Below are 25,066 nucleotides of genomic sequence, written 5' to 3' on the forward strand. Positions count from 1 at the left end.
TTTAGAAATCCAATTTTTCACTCCGTTGGTTGTTTTAACGACAGTTTCATCGGTATCAACGGCAAAACCATTAGTTTGGGTTACAAAAAATAATGAGTATAGGGTATTTGTCGTACTGTTGGCTTGCAGCCCCCAATTATTGAACAGCTGAATCAAACCTTGGTAGATCAACCCAATGAAGGAAAAGATATTTCCTGGTCGATTCAATCCCCGCTCCTGTTTACCAGATAGCCCGAATGTGTGAATGATGTAATTCTTTTCTGGAATTGTGTAACGCTTTCCGGAATTAAATGACCCACCTTTGTTCTGTGAAAATTTATTCACAACTTAAAACTAAAAATCATGAAAAAAGCAATCATTGCTTTGCTGTTCTTCCTATCGATACTAAGTTTAAATATCTCTGCTCAAAATGCAACTTCTACTGAAAAATATGGAAAGACCTTTAACTTAGGTTTGGGCATTGGGGGGTATTCAGGATATTACGGATATACAGGGCATTCATTGCCTGTTTTTCATATAAACTATGAATTTGATGTGGCAAGGAATTTTACATTAGCTCCTTTTGTCACGTTTTATACATACAGAAACGACCACTATCGTGAAACAGTTATTCCGATAGGTGTTAAAGGCACTTACTATTTTGATCAATTACTCAGAGCTAATTCCAATTGGGATTTTTATCTGGCAGGTTCATTAGGATTTGCAATAGTAAATTCAAATTGGGATAATGACTATAATGGTAATAAAAATTACTACCATAAAGCAAATCCATTATTTCTCGATATACATATAGGAACAGAATACCACATAAATAAGCGGTTTGGAGTATTCCTTGACCTCTCAAGCGGTGTTTCAACTATTGGTCTAGCAATTCATTAATTTCAATAAAATGAGAATCAATAATCAAGCAAAATGGATAAGACAGAACTTGAAAAATCAAAAGCGCACATCATAGTAGAAATAATTGAGTATGTTCCTAATTCGGTCGTCTGCAAAACGATTCTAAAAAAATCAACAGGAAATATCAGCGTAATGTCATTTGACAGTGGCGAAGGGTTAACAGAAAAAACCACTCCCTTTGACACCTTCGCCCAAATCATTGAAGGTAAAGCTGAGCTCGTAATTGACGGAACTTCCATGTTACTTGAAACAGGTCAGTCCATTATTATACCTGCTCATAAATCCAATCTCATAAAAGCAAACGGACGCTTTAAAATGATTCAGACCGTAATCAAAAGCGGTTACGAATAACCTGTCTGCCGATAGGCAAATGTGTGAATGATATAATTTATTTCCGAAATTATGTAACGGTTCCCGGAATAGAGGGAGATACCTTTGTTAATGTAATAATTTACTCACAAACTTAAATAAACTTACAGTCATGCGAAATTTACTTTATGTCATAGCCGTAATCTTGGTTGTCGCATGGGCAATTGGTTATATTAGGTACGATGCCGGCGGCATCATACACATTCTTCTTGTTATTGCAATTATTGCAGTAATACTTAGGATTATTCAAGGTAGGAGATCAAATTAAATCAAATAATTTTAAAAATCAAACAACATGAAAAAGATTGCTCTTTGTTTAATGGTAACATTTTTGTCATTAACATTTTGCCCGATTTTATCAATTGCTGCAACTACTGCTGCATCTTCTTCTCCAGTTACTTCAAAACCAGCAGAATCAGCAGAAGCTAAAACCTTACTGCTAAGGTTAGACGAAATTAAGGCGATGGATAAGTCAAACTTAAAGCCGTCAGAGAAGAAAAATTTACGAAAAGAAGTACGTTCAATCAAACACCAGCTTAAAAGAATAGGTGGTGGCGTGTATCTTTCAGCGGGTGCAATAATTATTATCATATTGCTGCTGATTATTTTGCTGTAAACAATTTAAAACAAAAATCATGAGCTCAGGAAAAGTATTATTAGGCGTCTTGGCTGGCGTTGCTGTCGGTGCATTGTTAGGGATATTATTTGCCCCAGATAAAGGTTCGGAAACCCGAAAAAAAATATCAAAAAAGGGAGAGGACTATGCGGAGGCATTAAAAGAAAAATTCAATGAATTTCTTGACAGTATCTCCGAAAAATTTGAACAGGTAAAAGAAGAAGTTTACGATTTCGCTGAACAAGAACAGGCCAAATCAGATGAAGTAAAAAAGGACGTGAAAACTGCCAAGGGTTGAACTGTTATCAAAACCGAACCCATGGAAGATAATTCGAAATTGATTGAATCATTGCTGGAAAAAGCTGCCGACTACGGCAAAGCAAGCTATGAGTTAGTAAAACTTAAAGCCCTGGACAAAACATCGGATGTTGTTTCTTCATTCATACCTCATACTGTTGTCCTTGTCTTAATTGCGTCATTCATTCTTTTCCTCAATTTGGGATTAGCTTTTTGGCTTGGCGAAATCCTTGGCAAAACCTGTTTCGGATTCTTTGTGGTAGGTGCTTTTTATGGTATTATAGCGATTGTTTTACATTTTTTTATGCATAAATGGCTTAAAAAGCTTCTCTGCAATTATATCATTAAACAGGTGCTTAAATAAAATCACATGCAAAACATATCTACCACTGCCGGGCTTAAAAATGCAATTCAATTATTAGAAGTTGATCAAGCTATTAAAGGGCAGCTATTGAAAGAACAATTCTACCTTACTTACGAGCGTTTTAAGCCTATTAACCTACTCAAGGGCACTTTGAAAGATATAGCTTCATCGCCATATTTGATCGATAACATTTTAGGCGCTGCCACGGGTTTAGCTGCCGGGTATCTCTCAAAAAAAATATTTATAGGTGCATCAGACAACATGTTTAGAAAGCTTATCGGCTTTCTTCTACAGTTTGGTGTTACAAAGGTTGTTGCTAAACACCCTGATGCTATTAAATCATTCGGTACGTTTATCATTCAAAATATTCACCACAAAAAAGAAATGAATTCTAAAAAGCCGTGATAATTAAAGAAATAAAATTACCATTTTACGCAAAGGCAATTTTTCTTTTCATCGGCTTATTTGCCTTGTTAACGGTGTTGTATATCGCCCGGGGCATTATTGTTCCTCTCATTTTCGCACTCATTATTGCCATCCTACTCCATCCGGTCGTAAATTTTTTTGTACGGCTAAGAATAAACAGGGTAGTAGCTATTGTGATTACTTTAATCCTTACCTTTTTAGTCATTGCCGCGTTTGGTGGTTTTTTATTTGCGCAGGCACGCCGGTTTAGCGAATCATGGCCAATGCTGGTCGATAAATTTACCGGGATGCTCAACCAAGCCATCGCCTGGGCTTCCGGTTATTTCGATATTGACCCACAAGAAATCAATGAATGGATTACAAAAACCAAAGGTGAAATCATCAATACCAGCAGCGCTGCAATCGGGAAAACACTCATCAATGTCGGTAATGGGTTAGTGATATTGTTTTTAGTTCCCGTTTACGTCTTTATGATATTGTTTTACCAACCCCTCTTACTTGAGTTTATTCGCAGGGTTTTTGGCAAAAGTAATCAAAGTCATGTGAGCGAAATAGTTACCCAGACCAAAACGGTTATTCAACGCTATCTGGTAGGACTGGTTATCGAAGCTGTCATGGTGGGAACACTCAATTCCGTTGCTCTTTTGATACTTGGAATCGATTACGCTATCCTGCTCGGGATTATTGGTGCAATGCTCAACGTCATTCCATACATCGGAGGACTGGTGGCAGTAGCATTGCCCATGATGATTGCCTTGGCCACCAAATCGACAGCCTGGTACGCCCTTTACGTTCTGATAAGCTATTATTTCATCCAACTAATAGACAATAACTACATCGTTCCCAAAATAGTTGCCTCAAAAGTAAAAATCAATGCGCTTTTCTCTATAATAGTGGTACTTGCCGGGAATGCGTTATGGGGCATACCCGGTATGTTTCTTTCCTTGCCGCTCCTTGCCATTATAAAACTCATTTTCGACCATATCGAACCCTTAAAACCCTGGGGATTTTTATTAGGCGACACCATGCCCCATTTATTAAAAATTAAACCGATCCGCCTGAGACGGTTTAAAAATAAAGCTACATGTAAGGGATTAAAATAGAAGCATAGAAGTAAATGTTCGGAAAAAATAGTCATGGGAAGTGTTACGGAAAAAGTTTTAGGTCACACTTCTATACCGCTTTTTATCATTCCAACTAGAAAACACAATTAATTTAAAAAGTCTTAAATACTAACATCTTCCCTATCCGGCAAATTATGCATAAGAGGCACAAACCATTCGAAAATGTGTGAATGATGTAACTTATTTCTAAAGTTGTGTAACATTTTTTTTTGAGGTTGATCATACCTTTGATCCTTAATATTTCATTAGTAGTAAATAAAAAGAGTATTCACATTGTAAATTTAAAGCCATGGCAAGATTGTTATTGATCATTGGGCTAATACTTATTGTCCTTTGGTTGCTTGGATTTTTAGCGTTTCATATATCCACACCAGTTCTTCATGCGCTAATTGTTATTGGTATTATTCTGATCATCCTCGATCTTCTTAACAGTCGCCGAAATTGGTGGTAATTGTCTTTAAATGAAAATTGTCATTAATAACAACAGGAAAATTTTCGCAATTCAGGAAGAATTTAGCAACATGTTTCCTGGTCTGAAAATTGTCTTCTTTGCTAAACCCAGTAAACCCTGAGCTGCTCCATCAACAAAACTGGTCAGGCATAGCAGTAAAACATTGCAGGAATGCAGAGCCATCCACAAGGAAGGGACAATTGAAATTCAACCATCCATGACCATATCGGATTTGAAAGAAAATTTTAGAGATATATATGGATTATCGGTTGAAATATATCAAAAAGCAGGAAACGGCTCTAATGAAAACCCTGTCAGCGATGACCTTACCATCGAAGAAATAAACAGACAGCATTCCATGTAAATGATCTCTCGGATCCTTTTTAAAAAATAAAGCAGACAATAATTATCTTTTAAATTAAAAATCGTTACACACTGAACGATGCAGTGGTTTTTATCATGATTTGCATGAACCAGCTCGTCCGGCGTTCCTTTTAAATGTGTGAATAATGTAACTCTTTTCAAAAGTTGTGTAACACTTATCCGGTTAAAGATTCGCAACTTTGTTCTCTCAAAATTTATTAATGCATATGAAAGAAAAGGGCGACAATACTTACCTGCCCAACCGGCGGGCAGGCGACGAAGAGGAAAATAACCTTCAGGGATACCCTTTATATCCTGCCAGTGAAGATATTTACAATAAATACCAAAAAGAGCAAAATATAAATCCTGAGGATATATCCAAAAAAAAAGAATCAAATGAAAATAATAAAGTTGGAACATGCAACGAAAAAGATTTTAATGACGATGTATCGGGCAGCGACTTAGATATTCCCGGCTCAGAATTAGATGATAAACAAGAAATTGTTGGAAGTGAAGATGAAGAGAATAACTATTACAGTTTAGGGGGAGATGATCATAACGATCTGGAAGAGTGTAAAGGAGAATGAAAAGCACATAAGTACCATTGGTATATTATGACACTAAAGGGTTATACAAAAAGAGGCTGTCTAAAAAAATTATTACTAATACGAATTAAGGATCAAAATAAGTTCTCTGAATTTAGTCTTCTGGGACTTGGTTCTTGACTCTTTGTTCTCATACAAATAGTAACCTCATTCTCAGATAAAACATACAACGAACATGAAAACAAATAAAATGACAAAAGTATTGATTGCGCTGGATTATGATCCAACCGCACAAAAAGTAGCAGAACTAGGGTTTTCATTAGCTAAAACTATGGGGGCTGAAGTTATATTGCTACATGTAATATCAGATCCGGTGTATTATTCCTCAGCAGAATATTCTCCGATAATGGGATTTAATGGTTTCATGGAAACAGGTCCATTGCAATTGAATAGTGTTGATGCTTTGAAAAGGGCATCCTTACATTTTCTTGACAAATCGAGACACCACCTTGGTGATAAATCCATTCAAACTTTAGTAGAAGAAGGTGATTTGGCTGAATCCATATTAAAGACTGCAAAAGACTTGCATGTAGATGTTATTGTCATGGGCTCTCACAGCAGGAAATGGTTAGAAAAAATAGTCATGGGAAGTGTAACGGAAAAAGTTTTAAGTCACACTTCTATACCGCTTTTCATCATTCCAACTAAAAGACACAACTAATTTAGGATTAATAAATAAAAATATGAAAGAATTCAAATTATTCACTCCTGAAAAGGTTGGAATCGTAGAAGTGAAAAATCGTGTTGTTATGTCACCTATGACAAGGTGCAGGGCAATTGGAAATGTGCCCAATGAACTGATGGCAGATTATAAACAACGGTCAGGGGCCGGGTTCATGCAATAATTCACCGTTTGTCTATGAAGCAGGCTTAAAAGCAGGGATTTGGAAACTTTTTGAAATATATGTATCTTTGCTGGTTTCTGACAATATTGTATCAATCACCAGATCATTCATTGCCAGGATACGTTTTGTTTTCAAATTGGATGCATTTGATTTGGTCAGACTGAAAAATGTGCCATAAAAAAAACCATGTATCACTAGTGTCCGATTAATACCAATGCTAAAACATTTAGCTCCTTTGAAGATTTCAAAAAACAATTTTCAAATGCGGGTAAAACAAGTTGTTTAGAATTATGATATTTTTTCATTTATTTTGTATTGACATGTAATCGGATATTACGTAATTCCGATATTTACAGACAATAAAAAACACCGCTCATGAAACATCCATGATACCTCAATCACAAAAAGATATATCATGGATGTTTTACGGGTCAGTAAATTATTTAAAATAATTACGAGTGAAACCCAAGAAACTGAAATCGACAGTATCTTCAAAAGAAAAAACTTCTGATTTAGATAACAGCCAGTTCCCAATAGTCGGTATCGGCGCATCGGCTGGCGGACTGGAAGCGTTGGAGCAATTTCTGGGTAATGTGCCTGAAAACAGTGGAATGGCATATGTTGTTATCCAACATCTGGATCCTACACAGAAAGGCATGTTGCCGGAGTTGCTTCAGCGAAATTCCAAAATGAAGGTTTTTCAGGTAAAAGACCGTATGCCTGTAAAGCCAAACTGTGTGTATGTAATTCCGCCAAACACGAGCATGTCCATATTAAAGGGGATACTTCACCTGTTTGAACCAATAGAAGCAAGAGGACTGCGCCTTCCGATTGATTCTTTCTTTCGCTCGCTTGCCGACGACCGGCAGGAAAGAAGTATCGGTCTCATTCTTTCGGGTATGGGCTCCGACGGCAGTATAGGACTCCGTGCCATAAAAGAAAAAAACGGGATAGTGATGGTACAGGACCCTGCTACGGCAAAATTCGACAGCATGCCCCGCAATGCCATCGATTCCGTGGTGGTCGATATTATGGCTCCCGCCAACGAGTTGCCTGCAAGGCTCATTGATTTTCTTAAACTTTTTCCTGCCATCAAAGCAAATCTGGAGCTAGAGATTAAAGACAAAAGCTCTCTCGAAAAAATAATTATTCTACTGCGGGCCTATACCGGCAACGACTTTTCGCTTTATAAAAAAAATACGGTGTATCGCCGCATCGAAAGGCGCATGGCCGTCCACAAAATTGATAAGATATCTTCATACGTCCGTTTTTTGCAGGAAAATCCAAATGAATTGGATATTCTTTTTAAAGAATTGATGATTGGCGTAACTAATTTTTTTCGCGATCCTATCGTATGGGAAAAGTTGAAAGAGACGGTTATTCCAACTATTATTGCTAACCTGAAAGCCGGTTCAATATTGCGGGCATGGATACCAGGGTGTTCTACCGGAGAAGAGGCATATTCGTTAGCCATAGTGTTCAAAGAAGCGCTTGAAAAAGTCAATCCGCGCGGAGGCTTTTCGTTACAGATATTTGCTACCGATCTCGACAATGACGCTATTGTGATAGCCAGAAAAGGCATATTTCCTGCAAATATTGCTGCCGATGTATCACCAAATCGCCTGAACCGCTTTTTTAATAAAACAGATGACGGCTATCGCGTCAATGATGAAATAAGGGAAAAGGTTGTGTTTGCACAACACAACATTACCATGCATCCGCCTTTTACCAAGATCGATATCCTTTCGTGCCGCAATCTGCTTATTTACATGGATACTGAGTTGCAAAAAAAATTGCTCGGGATGTTTTACTATAGTATTAACCCCGAAGGAATTATGCTGCTGGGCAGCTCCGAAACACTTAGAACGCAGAGTCATCTTTTTACACCTGTGGATGCCAAATTGAAAATTTTCAAACGCTCCGTTACTACCCTGATACCTGAATTATTCGATTTCCCCGCTTCATTTTCCCGGACCAAACCGACCAATATTGAAGAACAAATACCTGCCAAATCAACCCTGAATATTCAAACGCTTGCCGATCAACTGCTGTTGCAGCATTTTTCATCTGCCGGTGTTTTGGTGAACGAAAATGGCGACATCATTTACATCAGCGGACGTACAGGAAAATATCTGGAGCCGGCGGTTGGTAAAGCAAACATGAATATTTTTGCAATGTTACGCGAAGGTTTGCGCGACGAATTTTCAATTGCGTTCCGCAAAGCTGTATTGAAAAAAGAATCTGTGATTTTGAGCAATATCAAAGTAGGTACAAACGGGGATACACAAACCTTAAATATTAACATTAAATGGATTGATAAACCGGAGCCTTTAAACGGCTCGGTAATGATAATTTTTACTGATGTGCCGGAGATTACTGACATCAAACTGAAGGTAGAAAAAAGAAAAAAGACTTTAAGCAGTATCAGGCAATCGGAGTTGGAGAAAGAGCTGCAGCATACACGTGAAGAAATGCAGAACACTCTCGAAGAAATGCAGACTTCGCAGGAAGAACAGAAATCTACAAACGAGGAATTACAATCTACCAATGAAGAACTGCAATCTACCAATGAAGAACTCACGAGTTCCAAAGAAGAAATGCAAAGCCTGAATGAAGAACTTCAAACGGTGAACGTTGAATTGCAGTCGAAGATAGATGATTTTACGCGGGTGAACAATGATATGAAAAACCTGCTCAACAGCACCGATATTGCTACTTTATTTCTCGACAAAGAATTGAATATCCGTCGCTATACCATTCAGGCGACCAAAATTTTTAAACTCATAAAAAGCGACATAGGAAGGCCTTTTACCGACCAGGTTTCCGACCTTATATACCCCGAATTGGCTGCCGATGCCCTTGAAGTATTAAGGACACTAGTATTTATACAAAAACAAATTCCTGCCAAAGACGAGCGATGGTTTTCCATTCGCATTATGCCCTACCGCACCTTCGACGACAAAATAGACGGCCTGGTCATCACTTTTATCGACATCTCCGATCTCAGGCAGGTGGAAGTAAAATTACATGAAACAGGGCAGATGCATCGTTTGCTCTTAAATTCATCCTCAGATGTAATAATTAAATTATCAACCGACTGGAAAATACTGGAGTTTAATCCCGAAGCCGAAAAATTTTTCGGCAAAAAACATGAGGATGCAGTAAACCAAAATTATATTCAGATGTTTATTCCTGAACCGGTGCGAAAAAAGACTGAAAAAGATATGAATAGGCTGCTGAACAAAATGCTTGATGGCAAATTCAAAATGCAGGTAATTGAAGCCGGAGGTTATATGCCAGTTGTTGAATGGTCCGTAAATGTACTGCTCAACAACCTGAAAATGCCAGCAGGAATGATTATTATCACTAAAAAAATAACAAAGCCATGAGTAACGAAGAAATGGATTTTACAGATGCACAAATGCTGCGCATGAAAGCTGAAGAACAACTGAAAGAGAAGCAAAAAAAAATAGACAAGTCGGTTATGGAAACTGACGTGAAAAAGCTCCTGCACGAACTGCAGGTGCACCAGATAGAATTAGAAATGCAGAACGAAGAGTTGCGCCAGGCATATGAAACGGCAGAAACAGCCCTTAAAAAATACACCATGTTGTACGATTTAGCCCCAATGGGCTATTTTACACTCGATTCCGATGGCAGTATCTGCGATCTGAACTTCACTGGCGCCGAAATGCTTGGCGATAAACGCGTTAGTTTGATAAACAGCAACTTTAAGCTATTCGTTTCCGAAGATTCGAAGCCTGTATTTAACAATTTTTTCAGAAAAATTTATGCCAGTAATGCTAAAGAATCGTGCGAAGTGATGCTTGGTTATGACAATAATCCTTTGTGCTTTGTTTATATGGAAGGCATAGTTACAGGCGATGACCGGAAATGCCTTTTGTCGGTAGTTGATATTTCAGGCTTCAAAAAGCAGAGCAATCCTTAAATACTACCATTGAACATTCCAAGAAAGAGGAGTCCAAATAAATCAGCACATCAAATAGATAGTGTCTGTTACGAATTCCTACGCTTCTTCGGGCTTTTAGCAAGGCTGGATTTAATTCCTGACAGAATAGATTTGAAGCAATAATTAAAAAAGGATCTTTCGGGATCTCTTTCATAATCTATAATTCCCTCTCTTACATCTTCATCCGGAAGCGGATTTGAATCCAACACTTTTATATTGGCAATAAATGACATAAATCTCTCTCTAAAGGCGGTTGTATCATCCGTCCGCTTATTCTTAACTGCGATATTCAATCCATGATAAAGCATGGTCATTTTGCCGGTTGCTTTAGCGTTATTTGCCGTAAGGCTGAAATGCATCGCATCTATTTTACCGGATGTAGCATAAATAAAAGCATTTTTCTCCAGCATAGGATTCAATTCACTTGCCTCCATGTCCGAAATAGTTCCATTCAATGAAAAGGTATTATCACTGTCGAATATTCTTCCTTTTAATAAAACAGTCATCTTGCCTTTTCCCATTAACAAGGCATCAGCATTAAGTTCTATAGCAGCGTTTTCTGTTTTGTAAATAGTGTCGTTAGTGATTTTGTAGATTTTAGCATGGAGCGCATTAAAGCTGATCCTTCCTGGCTCGTTTGCCTCCTTAACATGTTCGGTGTACGTGATATTCCCGCTTATAAGACCGATTGAATCAATGCGGATAATGCCGGGATAGTTGTAAATCATATCCTGGAATACGGTCTTGTTCACATGCAAGAATTTTTTTCGATTATCACGAAAAACTTTCATATCCATTTTTTCGATTTCGATATAAGAGCTTATCAGGCTCCTGGATCTGAAATAACCTGCAGCAGAAAAATCGTGAACGTAAATGTTGCTGAACCAGGCTTCAATACGTTCCTTTTGAAATTTATACCGTGATGTGAAATCATAATCTGTGTAATTCGGCTGAATAGAAAAGCTGTTTACCGCTAAGGTATTTGAAGTTGCGGAATAGATTATACCGCTGGCTGTAAACGAATACATGCTGTCGGACGAAACCGAAAGGAGTTCTTCGGCCTCGAAATCAAATTGCCTAACAATGCCAGGGGATAAGGTATCCTGTTTCTCAACCTGTAAATTGTAAATTTTCAAAACGCCTTCTTTCATCGAATAAGACAGTGCGGATGAAGTGTTTTCCATCGCCAGGTCTATTTTATCAAAAAGTATTTTACCTATCCGGATGTTCAAAGGCGAAACTATTGGCGGTATTGCTTCCCCCGAAAATGGAATCTTACCCATAATACTACTATTGGAAATGATTACTTCACTGATGTAAATATCTTTTTTGAATATGGCTTTCGCGAGTTTGATTCCATTGAATCTTATAGACGCTATTTGCCCGTTTACATCCCGGTCGGCTCCCTGCTCCTGCTTTAAGCATACTGTAATACCTTCCAGTTCTATCCCTGATGACATTATCAAAACATGAACCTTGTCTACTTCAACCTTGTAATCTCTGCTGTTTTCATTTAATGCTGCCCGAACTTTTTTCCCAACCCAGGGCTCAACAATGACTAACATTAAGAATACCAGCAATACCGCCAGAGCAACTATCCCGAGTAAAATTTTCAAAAATAATTTCCTTTTCATGATGTGAAATCATTAAACACTTCTTTACCTGACAGGTAAAATCACTTCTTTTTTGCACTGTAGAATAATACAGCCCCACCAATCACCATGACTGCAACTCCGATTAACGGTGACCATGCTAATACATGTATTTTATCCCGGGTGATTTCCACTTTACCTATGTCCACTACTTTCTTTTTTGTTACAAAGTTGAATCCCGTGAAAACGGTAATCAGCAAACCTACTACCAAAATGATGATGCCTACTTTTTTCATAAATTTAATTTTAAGTGACAATTAAATACTGAAGCAGTTATTGTCACACCCGGCTTTTCCCACGGATAATCCGCAGTATTACAGCAATCAATGCAATAACCAGCAATACGTGAATGAGTCCCCCGGCATGAAAACCTATGAATCCAATTGCTCAACCTATTATCAGAATTACGACAACGATGTAAAGCAGATTTCCCATGATTTCGTGTTTTAAGTTGTTTGGAAATTTTAACAATGCAAAGATGCCACCACTTGTTTTCAAAACCGTTACACAATTCCATAAATGAGTTACATCATTCACACATTAGACTATATCAGCACTTTGCGCAACTTTACCTACATTGTAGCTCGCAGATTGTTCCTTCTCACTATAGGCATCTTAAACATAAAAGACGCAAACTACCTGAAAATGTGTGAATGATGTAGCTCTTTTCAAAAGTTGTGTAACACTTATCCGGTTAAAAATGCTCAACTTTGTTCTCTCAAAATTCATTAATGCATATGAAAGAAAAGGGCGACAATACGAACCTGCCTAACCGGCGGGCAGGCAACGAAGAGAAAAATAACCTTCAGGGATACCCATTATATCCTGCCAGCGAAGATATTTACAATAAATGCCAAAAAGAGAAGAACATAAATCCTGAGGATATATCCAAAATTAAAGAATCAAATGAAAATGATAAAGTTGGAACACGTAACGAAAAAGATTTTAATGACGATGTATCCGGCAGCGACTTAGATATTCCCGGCTCAGAATTGGATGATAAACAAGAAATTGTTGGAAGTGAAGATGAGGAGAATAACTATTACAGTTTAGGGGGAGATGATCATAACGATCTGGAAGAGTATAAAGGAGAATGAAAATTCATGAGTACCACTTGTCGATAATTCTGCAATGTGGGCCCCCGAGGTGCCAATGGAACTTAAGAAACTCAAAGGATATACCGATTATCCGCTCTATAAAGCCTGATCAACACAATTCAATAAATACATGATTTTCGTAGACTATTATAAAATATTGGGGATAGATAAAACGGCAACGCCAAAGGACATCAAAAATGCCTATCGGAAATTGGCCAGAAAGTATCACCCCGATTTAAATCCGAATGATAAAGAAGCTAAAAAGAGTTTTCAGCAGATCAATGAAGCAAATGAAGTATTGAGCGATCCCGAAAAACGCAAGAAATATGATCAATATGGAGAGGATTGGCAACATGCGGAAGAATTTGAAAAAGCAAAACACTATCAGGAACAATCATCAAACTCGCGTGGGGCAAGCTATTCAGAAACATCTTTTGGAGGAGATTTTTCCGATTTTTTTAAATCCATGTTTGCTGGATCCGCAGGTGCCGGCAGCAGCAGACAAGTGAAATACAGAGGAGAAGATTACAACGCGGAATTACATCTCGACCTTATCGATGCATATAAAACCCACAAACAAACGTTAACGGTAAACGGGAAAAACATAAGAATTACTATCCCTGCCGGAATTGAAAATGGACAAACAATTAAAATTTCAGGGCATGGAGGCCCGGGAATAAATGGTGGCCCGAACGGTGATTTATATATTACATTTTCAATAGCCAATCACCCAAAAATTAAACGTTTGGGAAATAATTTATATACTACGGTAGATTTAGATTTGTACACAGCTGTGTTGGGAGGTGAAATCACAATGGATACCTTAAACGGAAAAGTAAAACTTAAAGTAAAGCCTGAAACACAAAATGGAAGTAAAATAAAATTAAAAGGTAAGGGATTTCCTGTTTATAAAAATGTAGGGGATTTTGGAGATTTATATGTGACCTATGCCATTAAAATTCCAACAAATTTAACGGATAAGCAAAAAATATTATTTACCGAATTATCTAAATCGTAATTTTTTAAACGTAAACAATGCAAACAGGATATTTAATAGCTGTAAATGAGTTCTGTGCCAACCACAACATTGAGATTTCATTTATCAGTTCATTACAACAAACCGGATTGATAGAAATTACTACCATCAAAGAAACAGGGTTTATTGATGCAAGCCAGCTACAACATTTAGAGAAAATTGTTCGCTTATATTATGAGTTGGATATTAACTTGGAAGGTATTGAGACCATCACTCATTTATTACAGCGAATAAAATCTTTGCAGGATGAAATTATTGCGCTCAGAAACAGGCTTCGTCTTTATGAAATAGAAGTGTAAACTCACCTGAGTCAGCTAGTGTGCATAATTATTCAGCGTATTCTCTGATTGCCCCGATAAGACGATCTTGTCCTGAAGTTCTTGGAATAAATTTCCAAAACCACGTATTTTATGGCGTTCCTGTTCACCAATAGTGAACGATTTTTTTCTTAATTTAGACGAAGTATTTTTTGCAGTATAAAGATTTTGATGTTATATTTGTACTACATTTATTGAAAAGCTTTTCTCGTGGCAAGGCTCTGTCCGGGACAAAATTTATTGCTGTGCACTGCAAATGCCAGCACGTGTTGAAAAAAAATATGCCCGTCCGTGTGGGCATCTTAAATATAAGATTCTTAATTTTATGAAATAAAACAGATGCCCACCTGCATGGCTAACAACACGGTCGGGCCTCTGCAATTGAACGTAAGAGGCAATTGTTTTGACAACAGTACGAACATCTGACTTATAGAATAAAAACATTACGACAAAAAAACATTACCCTATAAGCAACGAATAAATTGAAGCTCTTCATCAAATATATGGTAAGCATTCGCTGCAAAATGGTGGTGAAGTCAGAGTTGGATAAACTTGCGCTGCATTACCGAAAGGTGGATTTAGGTGAAGTGGATGTCAGAGAGAATATTACTCCTGAACAGCGTGATCAATTGAAAACCTCATTATTGAAATCAGGGCTTGAGTTGATGGATGACAAAAAAGCCATTCTGATTGAAAAAATAAAAACTATCATCATTGAGATGATACATTATGCAGACGAACCTCCCAAAACAAATTTTTCCGATTATCTCTGTGAGAAACTCAACTATGACTACACCTACCTCGCCAACCTTTTTTCAGAAGTAACAGGCATCACTATTGAACATTATATTATCGCTCACAAAATTGAACGGGTAAAAGAATTGCTTATATATGATGAACTCAATCTTACCGAAATCTCTTACAAGCTGAACTACAGCAGCGTGGCGCATTTATCCAACCAGTTCAAGAAAGTGACGGGGCTAACGCCTACCTTCTTCAAGCAACTCAAGCGCAAGAAACGCCTCACACTTAATAATGTGTGAACAATGTAACTTAACCGTTACCCACCAGTCCGTTAATCCGCCGGAAAATTTCACCCCGCAAAGCTTCTGCACCAAAAAAGAGTCCGCATAAGCTTATGATGATGATGTATTATTTTACTTTATTGAAATACCATTATATCCGGTTTTCCTATTTCAAAATCTCTGAAGCCGAAATCAGTTGTTTTAAATGAGTTTATTTTAAAAACATTTTGTCCAATACCTGGAATTAAGGGATAAAATGCAATGGATATTTGAAATGTATTAAGAACCAGACTTTCATTTTTAATTAAAACTCCCAACCCTATTTGTGAATACACACTGCTGTTTTTAAATCCTTTTGCATCGCCAAGCATGCCAAGTGAATAAACAAGATAGGGGCCAAAACGGAATCCGATAAAATTCCATGGGGTGTATGATTGTGTTTGCAACGTAAATAATAGGCGGCTGGTACCGGACAATGCAGAACTGTTAAATCCATCCAGACCATAACCTTCATTGAGAGTTAAACTATCGTTAGGGAACCGGTTTATGCCAATAGTAACCTGCGATGTGGCAAATTGCCTGAATTTCCATTTCCCTAATTCTATCAATCCTGTAAAATAAATTACGCTAACCGATAACATTCCCTGCTGTACATGTGATGCACGAAAAAAAGTTCCGTATTCGAAGTCAGAGCTAAGGTATCCCCATGGATAATAATTGCCAAAAGAAATACGCGCGCCTAAATATAAACGGCCGGTATTATTTTTTTCCTGATAGCCACCTGTCAGACTGTAAACTTTTCCAATAGGTACATCTTCTGTTATGCCGTAATTAAAAATAAATTTGTCCTGCACATATTTTCGTGTCGATATTCCAATGCCTGCCAGGTAAAAATCTTCATTTGAAAACATGTGCTGCGTGTCAAACATCTCAATTGGCTTTTCGAGATAGCGGATTCGTAAAAAACGTACGGTAGAAATAAAATTAGTTGTACGATTATTTTCTGTATTGCCTTTGAATATTTGCAAGGCATTACCCGCCCAATAATCTTGTGCGTTAAATTTAAATCTCTGCAGCAAGAAAAGCGAATCGCTTGTCCGGATGGAATCCTTGCGAAATTGCTGCGTAAAATTTACACCTGCCGCCCACTTTGCAAAGGGCGAAAAAAACGGACGGTCAACTGCAAAACTCTTGGTAAAATTTCCGAATTCGTCCGTGCCATAATGAAGTGTTGTGTTAATATAAGTATTGCGGATGTTGGGAATGAAGTAATTTATATTGCAACCATAGTCACCGGTTGTATGATACCAGGTAAAACCATTTTGTGATTCGTGACCGAACCCTAAAAAATTTTTATCAGTTAAATTAATAGTGAAGTGTGAAGTGGTAACTGCTACTTTAGGAATAATGCTCCAATTATCCAATTCGCGAATAAAAATATCAACCGAGTCGGAGTTTTTTGAAGTAGCTATAACGAAAAATGAAACATCGCGTACATATCCCTGGCTGCGCACCAATCGTTCAGATTCTTTTACAAGCAATGAATCGAATGGTTGGTTTTGCCGGATAAGCAAGAGGTTGCGAATGGCCACACGCTGAGATTTTACATGCAACTTATTTCCGGCTTTAATTAAAAAGTTTTGCGATACTGCAATGGTGTCAGCTATTGAATAACCAAATGGGTCCAGTGTTACGATGTTAATATGCCTGATAATTTTTCCTTCAAAGGCGCTGTATGGTTTTTGTATCAGTTTCTTATATACTTTCTTTTTGGGTGAGGTGGTTGCAACCGGTTTAAAAATTAACCTGTACATAAATTCAGTAAACTTGCTTCGTTTGGAATAGGATTCAATATTCTTATAAAGATTGGTTGAATCTGTTTTGGGAAGAGTTTCTTGTGCAAATGCAAATTCACTTATGAAAATTGAAACAAAAAAAAATAAGAAAATATTTTTGAACCACATTTGCACTTGCCGTTTTTAAATATTGAGAAGTCACCATTCCTATGGCCTGCATCGTTTCCATATTGGTTATGAGTATTTTATATCCAAGTAAGAATTATTTCTTTTCATCTTGTACTTCTTGTTCCGCTGCTTTTTTTTCTTCAGCGTCCTTCTTCTTTTTTTCTTCCACTTTTGCCTTCTTCTTAAAATAACCTTTTAAAAGGAAATTATTTTTGGCTGCTTCCATATTTTCATTTAATCCTTTGGTACTTTGTTTAAGATTCACCATGGTCTGATTAAAATTTTCTGCAATGGTTGAATCATGAATTAATCTGCCAAGTGTTCCGTTTCCGCTGTTTATTTTAATCATAATCTCTGCAAGTTGTTGCGAAATAATTTCGGCATTACCTGCTGTTACCCGCAAACTTGCCATGATGGCATCTGTTTCAACAGGCTCGGTTGATGCAAGGTGTTGTCCTTCTTTTGCTAAAGGAGCATCAGAACTTCCACGCGTAATAATTAAAAGCCGGTCGCCAATAAGTCCTTCTGAACCTATTGCCACTTCACAGTCCGATTTAATAAACTGCTTAACATCTTTTTTAATCAACAAATCTACCTTTACAGTTGAATCGTTAATGATGCTGATGTTGTCAACAGTGCCTACATTAATTCCGGAGAAGCGGACATTATTTCCGACCTGTAATCCGCTTACATTGTAAAAGGTAGTTGTAAGTTTAAAAACAGGATTAAATAAATTCTTTTGCTTTCCGATTATAAATATGGCCAGTACAAAAAGTGCCAATCCTCCTGCGACAAACAGCCCTAAACGTACTTTAAATTTTTGTGTGTGCGTATCCATTTTATTTTTTGATTAAATGTGCTGAATTATTTATTTGACTCAATTATCCATTCAACATAAAGAAAGATTTAATTATCGTGTCGGTTGAGTTTTCAAAGTCCTTTACTTTTCCTTCCATATAAACTTCGCCATCCAATAACATGATAATTCGGTTTGCTGTGTTACGGGCACATTTGATATCATGTGTGATGATCAGTGAAGATGTCTTATATTTTTTCCGGACATCATTGATGAGTGAACTTATTTCATCGGAAGTAACAGGGTCAAGTCCTGTTGTGGGTTCGTCATATAGCATTATCATTGGATCCACAACAATAGTGCGTGCTAGGCTTATTCTTTTTCGCATGCCGCCCGAGAGTTGTGAGGGCATTTTATTCAGTGCATCAGCTAAACCGACATTTTCTAAAACCTCATTTACTTTTTCTTTAATTTCTTTTTCGGTAAGTTTCTTTTTCATTCTTCGCAATGGAAATTCCAGGTTTTGTTTCACCGTCATGGAGTCGTACAATGCACCACTTTGAAAAAGAAAACCAATTTTCTGTCTCAACTCGCCCAATTCTTTTCTGGTTAATGTATTCACATTTTTTTCAAACACATTTATTGTTCCGCCATCAGAACTTAATAAACGAACAATACACTTAATTAAGACAGATTTACCGCTTCCTGATTTACCAATCACGACTAAGTTTTCGCCATTATAAAGCTTCAAAGAAACATCTTTTAATACCTCTTGTTTGCCAAATGATTTCTTAAGATTATGAATTTCAATAACCGGTTCATCGCTTATCGTTTTAAATGAAGCATTATTTTCTGTATTGGCATTATTCATCATCATGATCAAATCTTCTTCTTACATTTTCAAATTTTCAAATTCATTTGTTTTCAAATTATATCAGCATGTCGGTAACTTGTACTGCAATCATATCGACAATTATCACCAGGAGTGATGCTAATACAACAGCAGAATTTGCAGCAATGCCTACACTTTCGGTTCCGCGCCCGGCATTGTATCCTTTATAGCATCCTACTACTCCAATTACTGCTCCGAAAAAAAAGGATTTTATGACAGCAGGTAAAAAATCCATAAACTCAACATGGCTAAATGCCTGTGCGAAAAATAAAACAAACGATACATCGCCTTTAATATTTGCGCCTACCCAGCTTCCTAAGATGCCAAGTGCATCTGCATATAAAATTAATAAGGGTATCATAAGCGTTGCTGCTGACACTCTTGTGACAACTAAAAATCTTATAGGATTAGTGGAGGATACCTCCATGGCATCAATTTGTTCGGTTACTTTCATTGAACCTAATTCTGCTCCCATGCCCGAACCAATTTTTCCTGCGCATATAAGTGCCGTTATAACCGGGCCCAATTCCCTGATAAGAGATACTGCTACCATTCCGGGAAGCATGGTTACTGCTCCGAAATCAACAAGTGCCGGGCGCGTCTGAATAGTTAGCACCAAACCCATTATGGCTCCCGTGATTGAAATAAGCGGTAATGATTTATATCCGATTTGAAAACATTGATGCAAAAATTCTTTAAATTCAAAGTCGCGCGAAAATGTTTCTTTTATGATACGCATTATAAACAAGAAAACATCTGCAAAATCTGTTAAAAAGTTATTTGCCTTTTCAGTTTTTGCCAACGTTTTTTCGCTGAGCCTCATGGATTGCTCCGTTGCAAAACCTTTTACTTTAATAACAGGATTAAATTTTCCCATTTCATTTATGCCTTCGCCGGTTATGTTAAAAGCAATTTACTTTAATTCAAATATCCTTGCGATATCTATGTTATTGTTTCGTGCCCTTCCCTAATGCCTGTCAGAAAATCAGCAGTGCCGGTTTTGTCATACCTTTCACTGCATGCATCGACCTGTTTCCGCAATTGCTAAGTTAATGTTTCGTTAGCTCTTAGAACAAATTTTGCGTAAAACGAAAATTTTAAAGTGGTATACATGGTGATATAACCGGATCGATATAAAATAAATATCCCGTAATCTTTTATTATACACAAATTTATGGGCATTTTCCTGCGAAAGTGTTACATAACTTTTTAAATAAGTTACATGATTCACACATTGAAGAAAATGATTCAGTTTTCAGATAATCAAACTTACTTAAGCCCATGAACAACTTTACTTTACTCAATAATACAGTTACCGGTGTGCGTAAGCGCAGAATTAACACATCCCACTCCATAATCTTAATCAAAAGAAGCACATCACAAGAGGAAATGTGTGAATGATGTAACTCTTTTCTGGAATTGTGTAACGTTTTCCGGAATTATATGACTCACCTTTGTACTTTAAAATTTACTTCCAACTTAAAAACAAAAAAATTCTTGTTAATTAAAATCTAACCAAAAACTACACATATGAAAAAATTATTACAACTTATCAAATTGCAGATCCTTGTTGGGATACTGCTTGTCAGTTTAACCGCAAATGCTCAGAACACCAAATATCCCTGGGCTGTCGGTGTAAGCTGGCACTGGGTCGATTTCTGGGCCGTGGATTTACCCGTCCGGGACCAGCTAACTCAATCCCATTGGGTTGGAGAGAAAGTACCTTCCAAGATATCAATTGGACGTTCTCTTATCCCCTCTCTCAGCGTTGAAGGTTCCTTTGGATTTCAGCAGTATGAGAATTCGGAAATCCGATTTGCCGGTGCTCCAAACGATCCTAATCCTGAAATCATTAAGCTGCAGAATGACTTCGTGTGGAATTCCCACTTTGAGTTACAGTACCAGTTTGCCAATGGATATATCCTGAGCAAAAATTCCATCTTTACTCCTTATATTTTTGGATCTATTGGCGCAACAGGAATGCATTTCGCAAAAGATCAAAACTTAAATGATCAAAACTTAGATCCAAACAAGGTCACTTATTTCACTGCCGGTTATGGCCTTGGGCTTGAGATATGGCCTATTAAACATTTTGGTATTAATTTTACAGCCTCTTATAAATATGTGCCTGATTTCCACGATTATTTGGCTTATTCCCTTGGCCTGAAAGTCAGGTTCGGAAAAGCCAAAGACACAGATAAAGATGGTATTGCCGATAGGGATGATGCCTGCAAATTTGTATGGGGCCTTGAGCAATTTGATGGTTGTCCTGATACCGATGGCGACGGACTGGTAGATAGCCTGGATAAATGTCCATTACAAGCTGGGCCTATGGAATTGATGGGTTGCCCTGACAGAGATAAGGATGGTATTTCGGATATGGAAGACAAATGTCCAGATCAACCCGGACCTGTCGAATTAATGGGTTGTCCTGATAGAGATAAAGACGGTATATCGGATATGGATGATAGATGTCCTGACGTACCCGGACCTATTGAGTCAAATGGTTGCCCTGACAGAGATAAAGATGGTGTTCCGGATATGGACGACAGATGCCCTGATGTTCCCGGACCTGTAGAACTTAAAGGTTGCCCCGATACGGACAATGATGGTGTTGCAGATATTGATGACCTGTGTCCCACAGACCCTGGAGTGATAGCATTACAGGGTTGCCCTGATACCGATGGTGATGGCATACCGGACAAAACTGACAGATGCCCCAAAGAGAAAGGTCCAAAATCAAATAATGGCTGTCCTTTAATTGATACAATCAAGGTCAAAGAAGTTGAAAAAACCATGCAGAGTTTTGCTGATCATATTGAGTTTGAAACAGCTAAATATGTCATTAAGCCGGTATCTTTTCCGAGGCTTGATAACATCGTAAAAATTATGGGTGAATTTCCAAACTCAACATTCGCAATTGAAGGTCATACTGATTGGGTTGGCACTGACGAATACAACCAGACTTTATCAGAGAACCGCGCCTATGCTGTGAGACAATACTTTGTTGATAAAGGTATCGATCCCACACGGTTAACTTTTATTGGATATGGTGAACTACGACCAAGAGATACAAATACCACACCTGAAGGCAGACAAAGGAACAGGCGCGTTGAAATACACTTTGTTCAATAGAAAAATTTGACAGTTTTTCTCATAGTTAAAAGGGCTGTCCGCTTTATTGCGGATGGCCCTTTTTAATTATTTTATCCGGTATAACTTTAGCAACAAAAACAAATATATAAAGACGGTTAATTTATAAATTAGTACCTTCGAATTAGATTATTAATTTCTGTTACAATGAGAATTAAGTCATTATTTCTATTATCATTCCTATTGATGATCACAATTAGTTCAAAATCGCAGAGCTATGATCCTATTGCCAGCAAAGAGGCAATAGTAATCTCAGGGCAGGTCCGATTCACTGTTCTCACTCCACGGGTTATCAGAATGGAGTGGGCGGAAGACGGGCAGTTTGAGGATCACGCATCACTTACTTTCATCAACCGTAACTTGCTTGTACCTGTTTTCACCAGGGAAGAAAACAATGGTTGGCTGATTATTAAAACGGAACAGCTGGAGCTTAAATACCGCATGAACAGCGGAAAATTCGATAAAAAAAATTTTAACATCAGCATCCGGTCAGGTGATCAGAACATAGTCTGGCATCCCGGACTGGAAAACAAAGGCAATTTACTGGGAACAGCGCGCACCCTGGATGGATATGATGGCAATTATTCTGATAACAGAAAGGCATTCCTGGAATTTGATCCAGGCATTATTTCCACCGATGGGTGGGTGATGGTTGATGATTCAAAACGACCCTTGTTCGATAATACTGAATGGCCGTGGGTTATGCCACGCCCGGCAAAGGACCTGCAGGACATGTACTTCTTTGGATATGGAAAGGATTTTAAAACTATTCTCTGTGATTTCACCCAGATAGCCGGCAAGATACCTATGCCACCTAAATTCGCCTTCGGTGTCTGGTGGTCACGCTATTGGGCTTATACCGACCAGGAGTTCAAGGAACTGGTCAATGAATATGAAATCCATAATATGCCGCTGGATGTTTTGGTTATAGATATGGACTGGCATATTGTCGACAAGAAAGAATGGTTTGTCAATGGAGAAAAACAAAATGATCAGGCTGGGGAATGGGCCGGTTGGACCGGTTTCACCTGGAATCCAAAATATTTTCCAGATCCTGTTTCATTTCTAAAATGGACTGCTGAAAAAAAATTGCGGACCTGCCTAAACCTGCACCCGGCATCAGGCATACAACCTCACGAGAAGATCTACCCTGAATTTGCAAAAGCTATGGGCATCGATCCGGCGACAAAAAAATATATTCCTTTCGATATCGTCGATAAAAATTTTGCCGGCAATTGTTTCAAATTAATCATGCATCCGATGCAGGAACAGGGCATCGACTTCTGGTGGCTCGACTGGCAGCAATGGAGTACCACCAAAATAGAAGGTGTAAATCCCACTTTCTACCTGAACTATGTATTTTTCAGCGACATGCAACGTCAGAATAAGGTCAGGCCATTGTTGTATCACCGCTGGGGCAGTCTGGGCAATCACCGTTATCAGATCGGATTTTCAGGCGACACACGCATTACATGGAATTCCCTGCAATTCCAGCCATACTTTACATACACCGCTTCAAATGTTTGTTATGGTTACTGGAGCCATGATATCGGCGGACATTATAAAGGCCCGAATAACGACTTCCGCAAAGATCCTGAGCTTTTTACCCGCTGGGTGCAGTGGGGAGCCTTTAGCCCGATATTCAGGACACATTGCACAAAAGATCCTGAGATAGAACGCAGGATGTGGGCCTACCCTATCGAATATTATTATGCCATGCGTAAAGCGGTCAAGCTCAGATATTCCCTGGTACCATACATCTATACCGCCTCCCATGAAGCTTACGAAACCGGCATTTCGCTGCTTCGACCTATGTATTACGACCATCCGGAAAAAGAAAACGCCTATACTTTCAAAGGACAATATATGTTTGGTGACGATATCCTGGTTTCACCTGTGACAAGAGCCATGAATAAATATGCTGACGGACGTGACAGCCTTTATACACTAAAAAGTACATGGCTTCCGGCCGGCAACTGGGTTGAATGGTTTTCCGGAACAATTTTACCCGGCGACCAGATCATAACCGGCACTTTTCTTCTGGATGACATACCTCTCTATGTAAAACAAGGTGCCATTATCCCCATGCAACCTGAAATGGAACGTATTGGCGAAAAACCTGTCAATCCTCTTATTCTCAACGTCTTTCCAGGCACTTCAGGAAAAACGACTATTTACGACGATGCAGGAAATGACCAGAATTACACGAAAGGAGAATATACTCTGACAGATATCTCATTTACGAAAAATGGTCATACACTAATTATAAAGATTTCCCCTGTGAAGGGCAGCTTCAGCGGTATGATTACTGAACGGGCTTATGAAATCCGGCTTCCTGTTTGCTACCCGCCTTTGTCGGTCAAGGTAAATGGCTCCGACACCCGCTTCTCATCTGAAAAAATGCCAGGATCTTGGATATATGACGGCAATAACCTGACGACAATTGTCTATACCGAAAGATACAGCATCCACGATGAAGTTATTATTGAAATTGTACTGCCCGAAATGGACATTGCCTTACTTTCAGGAAAGGCCGCCACAATCAACAGAATGTTGCATGTAGTCAAACTCATCAACAACCTGCAATGGGAATATAATCATATCTATCTTCTTGAAGATGTGGTTGATATAGCTCAAACAGGGAATAAACTCTCAATGAATCCGGATCCGGCATACGTTGCTCAGCAAATCACCGGCATGGAAAAATCAATTAAGGAGTTCCTCAGCATTCTTGAACAAATAAACAATCCCAAATATATCCCAGTTTATGACCTGTTGAAGACAATGATCATTGATCATTGATC

The 25,066-nt window shown here is 38.1% G+C and carries 26 protein-coding genes and 2 pseudogenes; 21 read left to right on the plus strand and 7 right to left on the minus strand.

Annotation, left to right across the window (positions count from 1 at the left end):
- Positions 1-342 precede the first annotated feature (342 nt).
- The 15 genes and pseudogenes from NT175_04960 (at position 343) to NT175_05030 (ending at position 10,309) form a co-directional block, all read left to right on the plus strand.
- Entirely contained in the window at positions 343-879 is a 537-nt protein-coding gene (locus NT175_04960; protein ID MCX6234065.1) for a hypothetical protein, read from the plus strand.
- A 33-nt stretch (positions 880-912) separates the two neighbouring features.
- Positions 913-1,251: a cupin domain-containing protein gene (locus tag NT175_04965; GenBank protein MCX6234066.1), complete on the plus strand. Its 339-nt coding sequence runs from the start codon at positions 913-915 to the stop codon at positions 1,249-1,251.
- 130 nt (positions 1,252-1,381) lie between these two features.
- Positions 1,382-1,537, plus strand: a complete 156-nt coding sequence (locus tag NT175_04970; protein MCX6234067.1) for a lmo0937 family membrane protein — start codon at positions 1,382-1,384, stop codon at positions 1,535-1,537.
- Between the two features lie 27 nt (positions 1,538-1,564).
- Positions 1,565-1,885 (plus strand): hypothetical protein, encoded by a 321-nt coding sequence (locus NT175_04975; protein MCX6234068.1) that lies wholly within the window; start codon positions 1,565-1,567, stop codon positions 1,883-1,885.
- Between the two features lie 19 nt (positions 1,886-1,904).
- Positions 1,905-2,183, plus strand: coding sequence for a YtxH domain-containing protein (locus NT175_04980; protein ID MCX6234069.1), 279 nt, complete (start codon positions 1,905-1,907; stop codon positions 2,181-2,183).
- A 21-nt stretch (positions 2,184-2,204) separates the two neighbouring features.
- Positions 2,205-2,546, plus strand: a complete 342-nt coding sequence (locus NT175_04985; protein ID MCX6234070.1) for a hypothetical protein — start codon at positions 2,205-2,207, stop codon at positions 2,544-2,546.
- Positions 2,547-2,552: 6 nt separating this feature from the next.
- Complete coding sequence (locus NT175_04990; protein ID MCX6234071.1) at positions 2,553-2,951, plus strand: hypothetical protein; 399 nt, start codon at positions 2,553-2,555, stop codon at positions 2,949-2,951.
- Entirely contained in the window at positions 2,948-4,075 is a 1,128-nt protein-coding gene (locus NT175_04995; protein ID MCX6234072.1) for an AI-2E family transporter, read from the plus strand. The genes NT175_04990 and NT175_04995 overlap by 4 nt, the downstream gene beginning before the upstream one ends.
- A gap of 310 nt (positions 4,076-4,385) precedes the next feature.
- Positions 4,386-4,547 (plus strand): DUF5670 family protein, encoded by a 162-nt coding sequence (locus NT175_05000; GenBank protein MCX6234073.1) that lies wholly within the window; start codon positions 4,386-4,388, stop codon positions 4,545-4,547.
- 217 nt (positions 4,548-4,764) lie between these two features.
- On the plus strand, positions 4,765-4,911 hold the full coding sequence (locus NT175_05005; GenBank protein MCX6234074.1) for a hypothetical protein: 147 nt from the start codon (positions 4,765-4,767) through the stop codon (positions 4,909-4,911).
- A gap of 226 nt (positions 4,912-5,137) precedes the next feature.
- Positions 5,138-5,497, plus strand: a complete 360-nt coding sequence (locus NT175_05010) for a hypothetical protein (GenBank protein MCX6234075.1) — start codon at positions 5,138-5,140, stop codon at positions 5,495-5,497.
- Between the two features lie 193 nt (positions 5,498-5,690).
- Positions 5,691-6,176, plus strand: a complete 486-nt coding sequence (locus NT175_05015) for a universal stress protein (protein ID MCX6234076.1) — start codon at positions 5,691-5,693, stop codon at positions 6,174-6,176.
- Between the two features lie 22 nt (positions 6,177-6,198).
- Positions 6,199-6,348, plus strand: a pseudogene (locus tag NT175_05020) (alkene reductase).
- Positions 6,349-6,818: 470 nt separating this feature from the next.
- Positions 6,819-9,749: a PAS domain-containing protein gene (locus NT175_05025; GenBank protein MCX6234077.1), complete on the plus strand. Its 2,931-nt coding sequence runs from the start codon at positions 6,819-6,821 to the stop codon at positions 9,747-9,749.
- The gene (locus tag NT175_05030) at positions 9,746-10,309 is read left to right on the plus strand and encodes a PAS domain-containing protein (GenBank protein MCX6234078.1); all 564 of its coding nucleotides are present in this window, start codon (positions 9,746-9,748) and stop codon (positions 10,307-10,309) included. The genes NT175_05025 and NT175_05030 overlap by 4 nt, the downstream gene beginning before the upstream one ends.
- A gap of 68 nt (positions 10,310-10,377) precedes the next feature.
- Here NT175_05030 and NT175_05035 read toward each other — a convergent pair whose 3' ends face one another.
- From NT175_05035 to NT175_05045, 3 genes and pseudogenes are all read right to left on the minus strand, one after another.
- Entirely contained in the window at positions 10,378-11,964 is a 1,587-nt protein-coding gene (locus NT175_05035; GenBank protein ID MCX6234079.1) for a hypothetical protein, read from the minus strand.
- Between the two features lie 41 nt (positions 11,965-12,005).
- On the minus strand, positions 12,006-12,218 hold the full coding sequence (locus NT175_05040; GenBank protein MCX6234080.1) for a hypothetical protein: 213 nt from the start codon (positions 12,216-12,218) through the stop codon (positions 12,006-12,008).
- 43 nt (positions 12,219-12,261) lie between these two features.
- Positions 12,262-12,417 (minus strand): annotated as a pseudogene (locus NT175_05045) (lmo0937 family membrane protein).
- A gap of 302 nt (positions 12,418-12,719) precedes the next feature.
- On the opposite strand from NT175_05045, the gene NT175_05050 reads away from it, so the two are divergent.
- The 4 genes from NT175_05050 (at position 12,720) to NT175_05065 (ending at position 15,475) form a co-directional block, all read left to right on the plus strand.
- The gene (locus tag NT175_05050; GenBank protein ID MCX6234081.1) at positions 12,720-13,079 is read left to right on the plus strand and encodes a hypothetical protein; all 360 of its coding nucleotides are present in this window, start codon (positions 12,720-12,722) and stop codon (positions 13,077-13,079) included.
- Positions 13,080-13,209: 130 nt separating this feature from the next.
- A complete protein-coding gene (locus NT175_05055; GenBank protein MCX6234082.1) occupies positions 13,210-14,097 on the plus strand; it encodes a J domain-containing protein in 888 nt (295 codons plus the stop codon).
- Positions 14,098-14,114: 17 nt separating this feature from the next.
- Positions 14,115-14,414 carry a chaperone modulator CbpM gene (locus NT175_05060; protein MCX6234083.1) on the plus strand — a complete coding sequence of 100 codons (300 nt, stop codon included), beginning with the start codon at positions 14,115-14,117 and terminating at the stop codon, positions 14,412-14,414.
- 500 nt (positions 14,415-14,914) lie between these two features.
- Positions 14,915-15,475, plus strand: coding sequence for an AraC family transcriptional regulator (locus NT175_05065; protein MCX6234084.1), 561 nt, complete (start codon positions 14,915-14,917; stop codon positions 15,473-15,475).
- 119 nt (positions 15,476-15,594) lie between these two features.
- On the opposite strand, the gene NT175_05070 is transcribed toward NT175_05065, so the two are convergent.
- The 4 genes from NT175_05070 to NT175_05085 form a co-directional block, all read right to left on the minus strand.
- Positions 15,595-17,271 carry a hypothetical protein gene (locus NT175_05070; GenBank protein ID MCX6234085.1) on the minus strand — a complete coding sequence of 559 codons (1,677 nt, stop codon included), beginning with the start codon at positions 17,269-17,271 and terminating at the stop codon, positions 15,595-15,597.
- A 244-nt stretch (positions 17,272-17,515) separates the two neighbouring features.
- Positions 17,516-18,259 (minus strand): MlaD family protein, encoded by a 744-nt coding sequence (locus NT175_05075; GenBank protein ID MCX6234086.1) that lies wholly within the window; start codon positions 18,257-18,259, stop codon positions 17,516-17,518.
- Between the two features lie 43 nt (positions 18,260-18,302).
- Positions 18,303-19,088, minus strand: coding sequence for an ATP-binding cassette domain-containing protein (locus NT175_05080; GenBank protein ID MCX6234087.1), 786 nt, complete (start codon positions 19,086-19,088; stop codon positions 18,303-18,305).
- 58 nt (positions 19,089-19,146) lie between these two features.
- Positions 19,147-19,848 (minus strand): ABC transporter permease, encoded by a 702-nt coding sequence (locus tag NT175_05085; protein MCX6234088.1) that lies wholly within the window; start codon positions 19,846-19,848, stop codon positions 19,147-19,149.
- Between the two features lie 791 nt (positions 19,849-20,639).
- Between NT175_05085 and NT175_05090 the strand changes: the two genes are divergently transcribed.
- Together NT175_05090 and NT175_05095 are read left to right on the plus strand one after the other, a co-directional pair.
- Positions 20,640-22,244 carry an OmpA family protein gene (locus NT175_05090; protein MCX6234089.1) on the plus strand — a complete coding sequence of 535 codons (1,605 nt, stop codon included), beginning with the start codon at positions 20,640-20,642 and terminating at the stop codon, positions 22,242-22,244.
- Between the two features lie 165 nt (positions 22,245-22,409).
- On the plus strand, positions 22,410-25,064 hold the full coding sequence (locus NT175_05095; GenBank protein ID MCX6234090.1) for a DUF5110 domain-containing protein: 2,655 nt from the start codon (positions 22,410-22,412) through the stop codon (positions 25,062-25,064).
- Positions 25,065-25,066 lie beyond the last annotated feature (2 nt).

It is taken from the genome of Bacteroidota bacterium (genome assembly GCA_026391695.1).
Classification (GTDB): domain Bacteria; phylum Bacteroidota; class Bacteroidia; order Bacteroidales; family JAGONC01; genus JAPLDP01.

Coding starts and splice junctions, on each gene's coding strand:
- NT175_04980 (MCX6234069.1), top strand. CDS start 1,905: ATGAGCTCAGGAAAAGTATTATTAGGCGTCTTGGCTGGCGTTGCTGTC.
- NT175_05005 (MCX6234074.1), top strand. CDS start 4,765: ATGACCATATCGGATTTGAAAGAAAATTTTAGAGATATATATGGATTA.
- NT175_05040 (MCX6234080.1), bottom strand. CDS start 12,218: ATGAAAAAAGTAGGCATCATCATTTTGGTAGTAGGTTTGCTGATTACC.
- NT175_05015 (MCX6234076.1), top strand. CDS start 5,691: ATGAAAACAAATAAAATGACAAAAGTATTGATTGCGCTGGATTATGAT.
- NT175_05090 (MCX6234089.1), top strand. CDS start 20,640: ATGAAAAAATTATTACAACTTATCAAATTGCAGATCCTTGTTGGGATA.
- NT175_04960 (MCX6234065.1), top strand. CDS start 343: ATGAAAAAAGCAATCATTGCTTTGCTGTTCTTCCTATCGATACTAAGT.
- NT175_05050 (MCX6234081.1), top strand. CDS start 12,720: ATGAAAGAAAAGGGCGACAATACGAACCTGCCTAACCGGCGGGCAGGC.
- NT175_05055 (MCX6234082.1), top strand. CDS start 13,210: ATGATTTTCGTAGACTATTATAAAATATTGGGGATAGATAAAACGGCA.
- NT175_05085 (MCX6234088.1), bottom strand. CDS start 19,848: ATGCGTATCATAAAAGAAACATTTTCGCGCGACTTTGAATTTAAAGAA.
- NT175_04965 (MCX6234066.1), top strand. CDS start 913: ATGGATAAGACAGAACTTGAAAAATCAAAAGCGCACATCATAGTAGAA.
- NT175_05070 (MCX6234085.1), bottom strand. CDS start 17,271: ATGTACAGGTTAATTTTTAAACCGGTTGCAACCACCTCACCCAAAAAG.
- NT175_05000 (MCX6234073.1), top strand. CDS start 4,386: ATGGCAAGATTGTTATTGATCATTGGGCTAATACTTATTGTCCTTTGG.
- NT175_04985 (MCX6234070.1), top strand. CDS start 2,205: ATGGAAGATAATTCGAAATTGATTGAATCATTGCTGGAAAAAGCTGCC.
- NT175_05010 (MCX6234075.1), top strand. CDS start 5,138: ATGAAAGAAAAGGGCGACAATACTTACCTGCCCAACCGGCGGGCAGGC.
- NT175_05095 (MCX6234090.1), top strand. CDS start 22,410: ATGAGAATTAAGTCATTATTTCTATTATCATTCCTATTGATGATCACA.
- NT175_04975 (MCX6234068.1), top strand. CDS start 1,565: ATGAAAAAGATTGCTCTTTGTTTAATGGTAACATTTTTGTCATTAACA.
- NT175_05060 (MCX6234083.1), top strand. CDS start 14,115: ATGCAAACAGGATATTTAATAGCTGTAAATGAGTTCTGTGCCAACCAC.
- NT175_05080 (MCX6234087.1), bottom strand. CDS start 19,088: ATGAATAATGCCAATACAGAAAATAATGCTTCATTTAAAACGATAAGC.
- NT175_04970 (MCX6234067.1), top strand. CDS start 1,382: ATGCGAAATTTACTTTATGTCATAGCCGTAATCTTGGTTGTCGCATGG.
- NT175_05035 (MCX6234079.1), bottom strand. CDS start 11,964: ATGAAAAGGAAATTATTTTTGAAAATTTTACTCGGGATAGTTGCTCTG.
- NT175_05075 (MCX6234086.1), bottom strand. CDS start 18,259: ATGGATACGCACACACAAAAATTTAAAGTACGTTTAGGGCTGTTTGTC.
- NT175_05030 (MCX6234078.1), top strand. CDS start 9,746: ATGAGTAACGAAGAAATGGATTTTACAGATGCACAAATGCTGCGCATG.
- NT175_04990 (MCX6234071.1), top strand. CDS start 2,553: ATGCAAAACATATCTACCACTGCCGGGCTTAAAAATGCAATTCAATTA.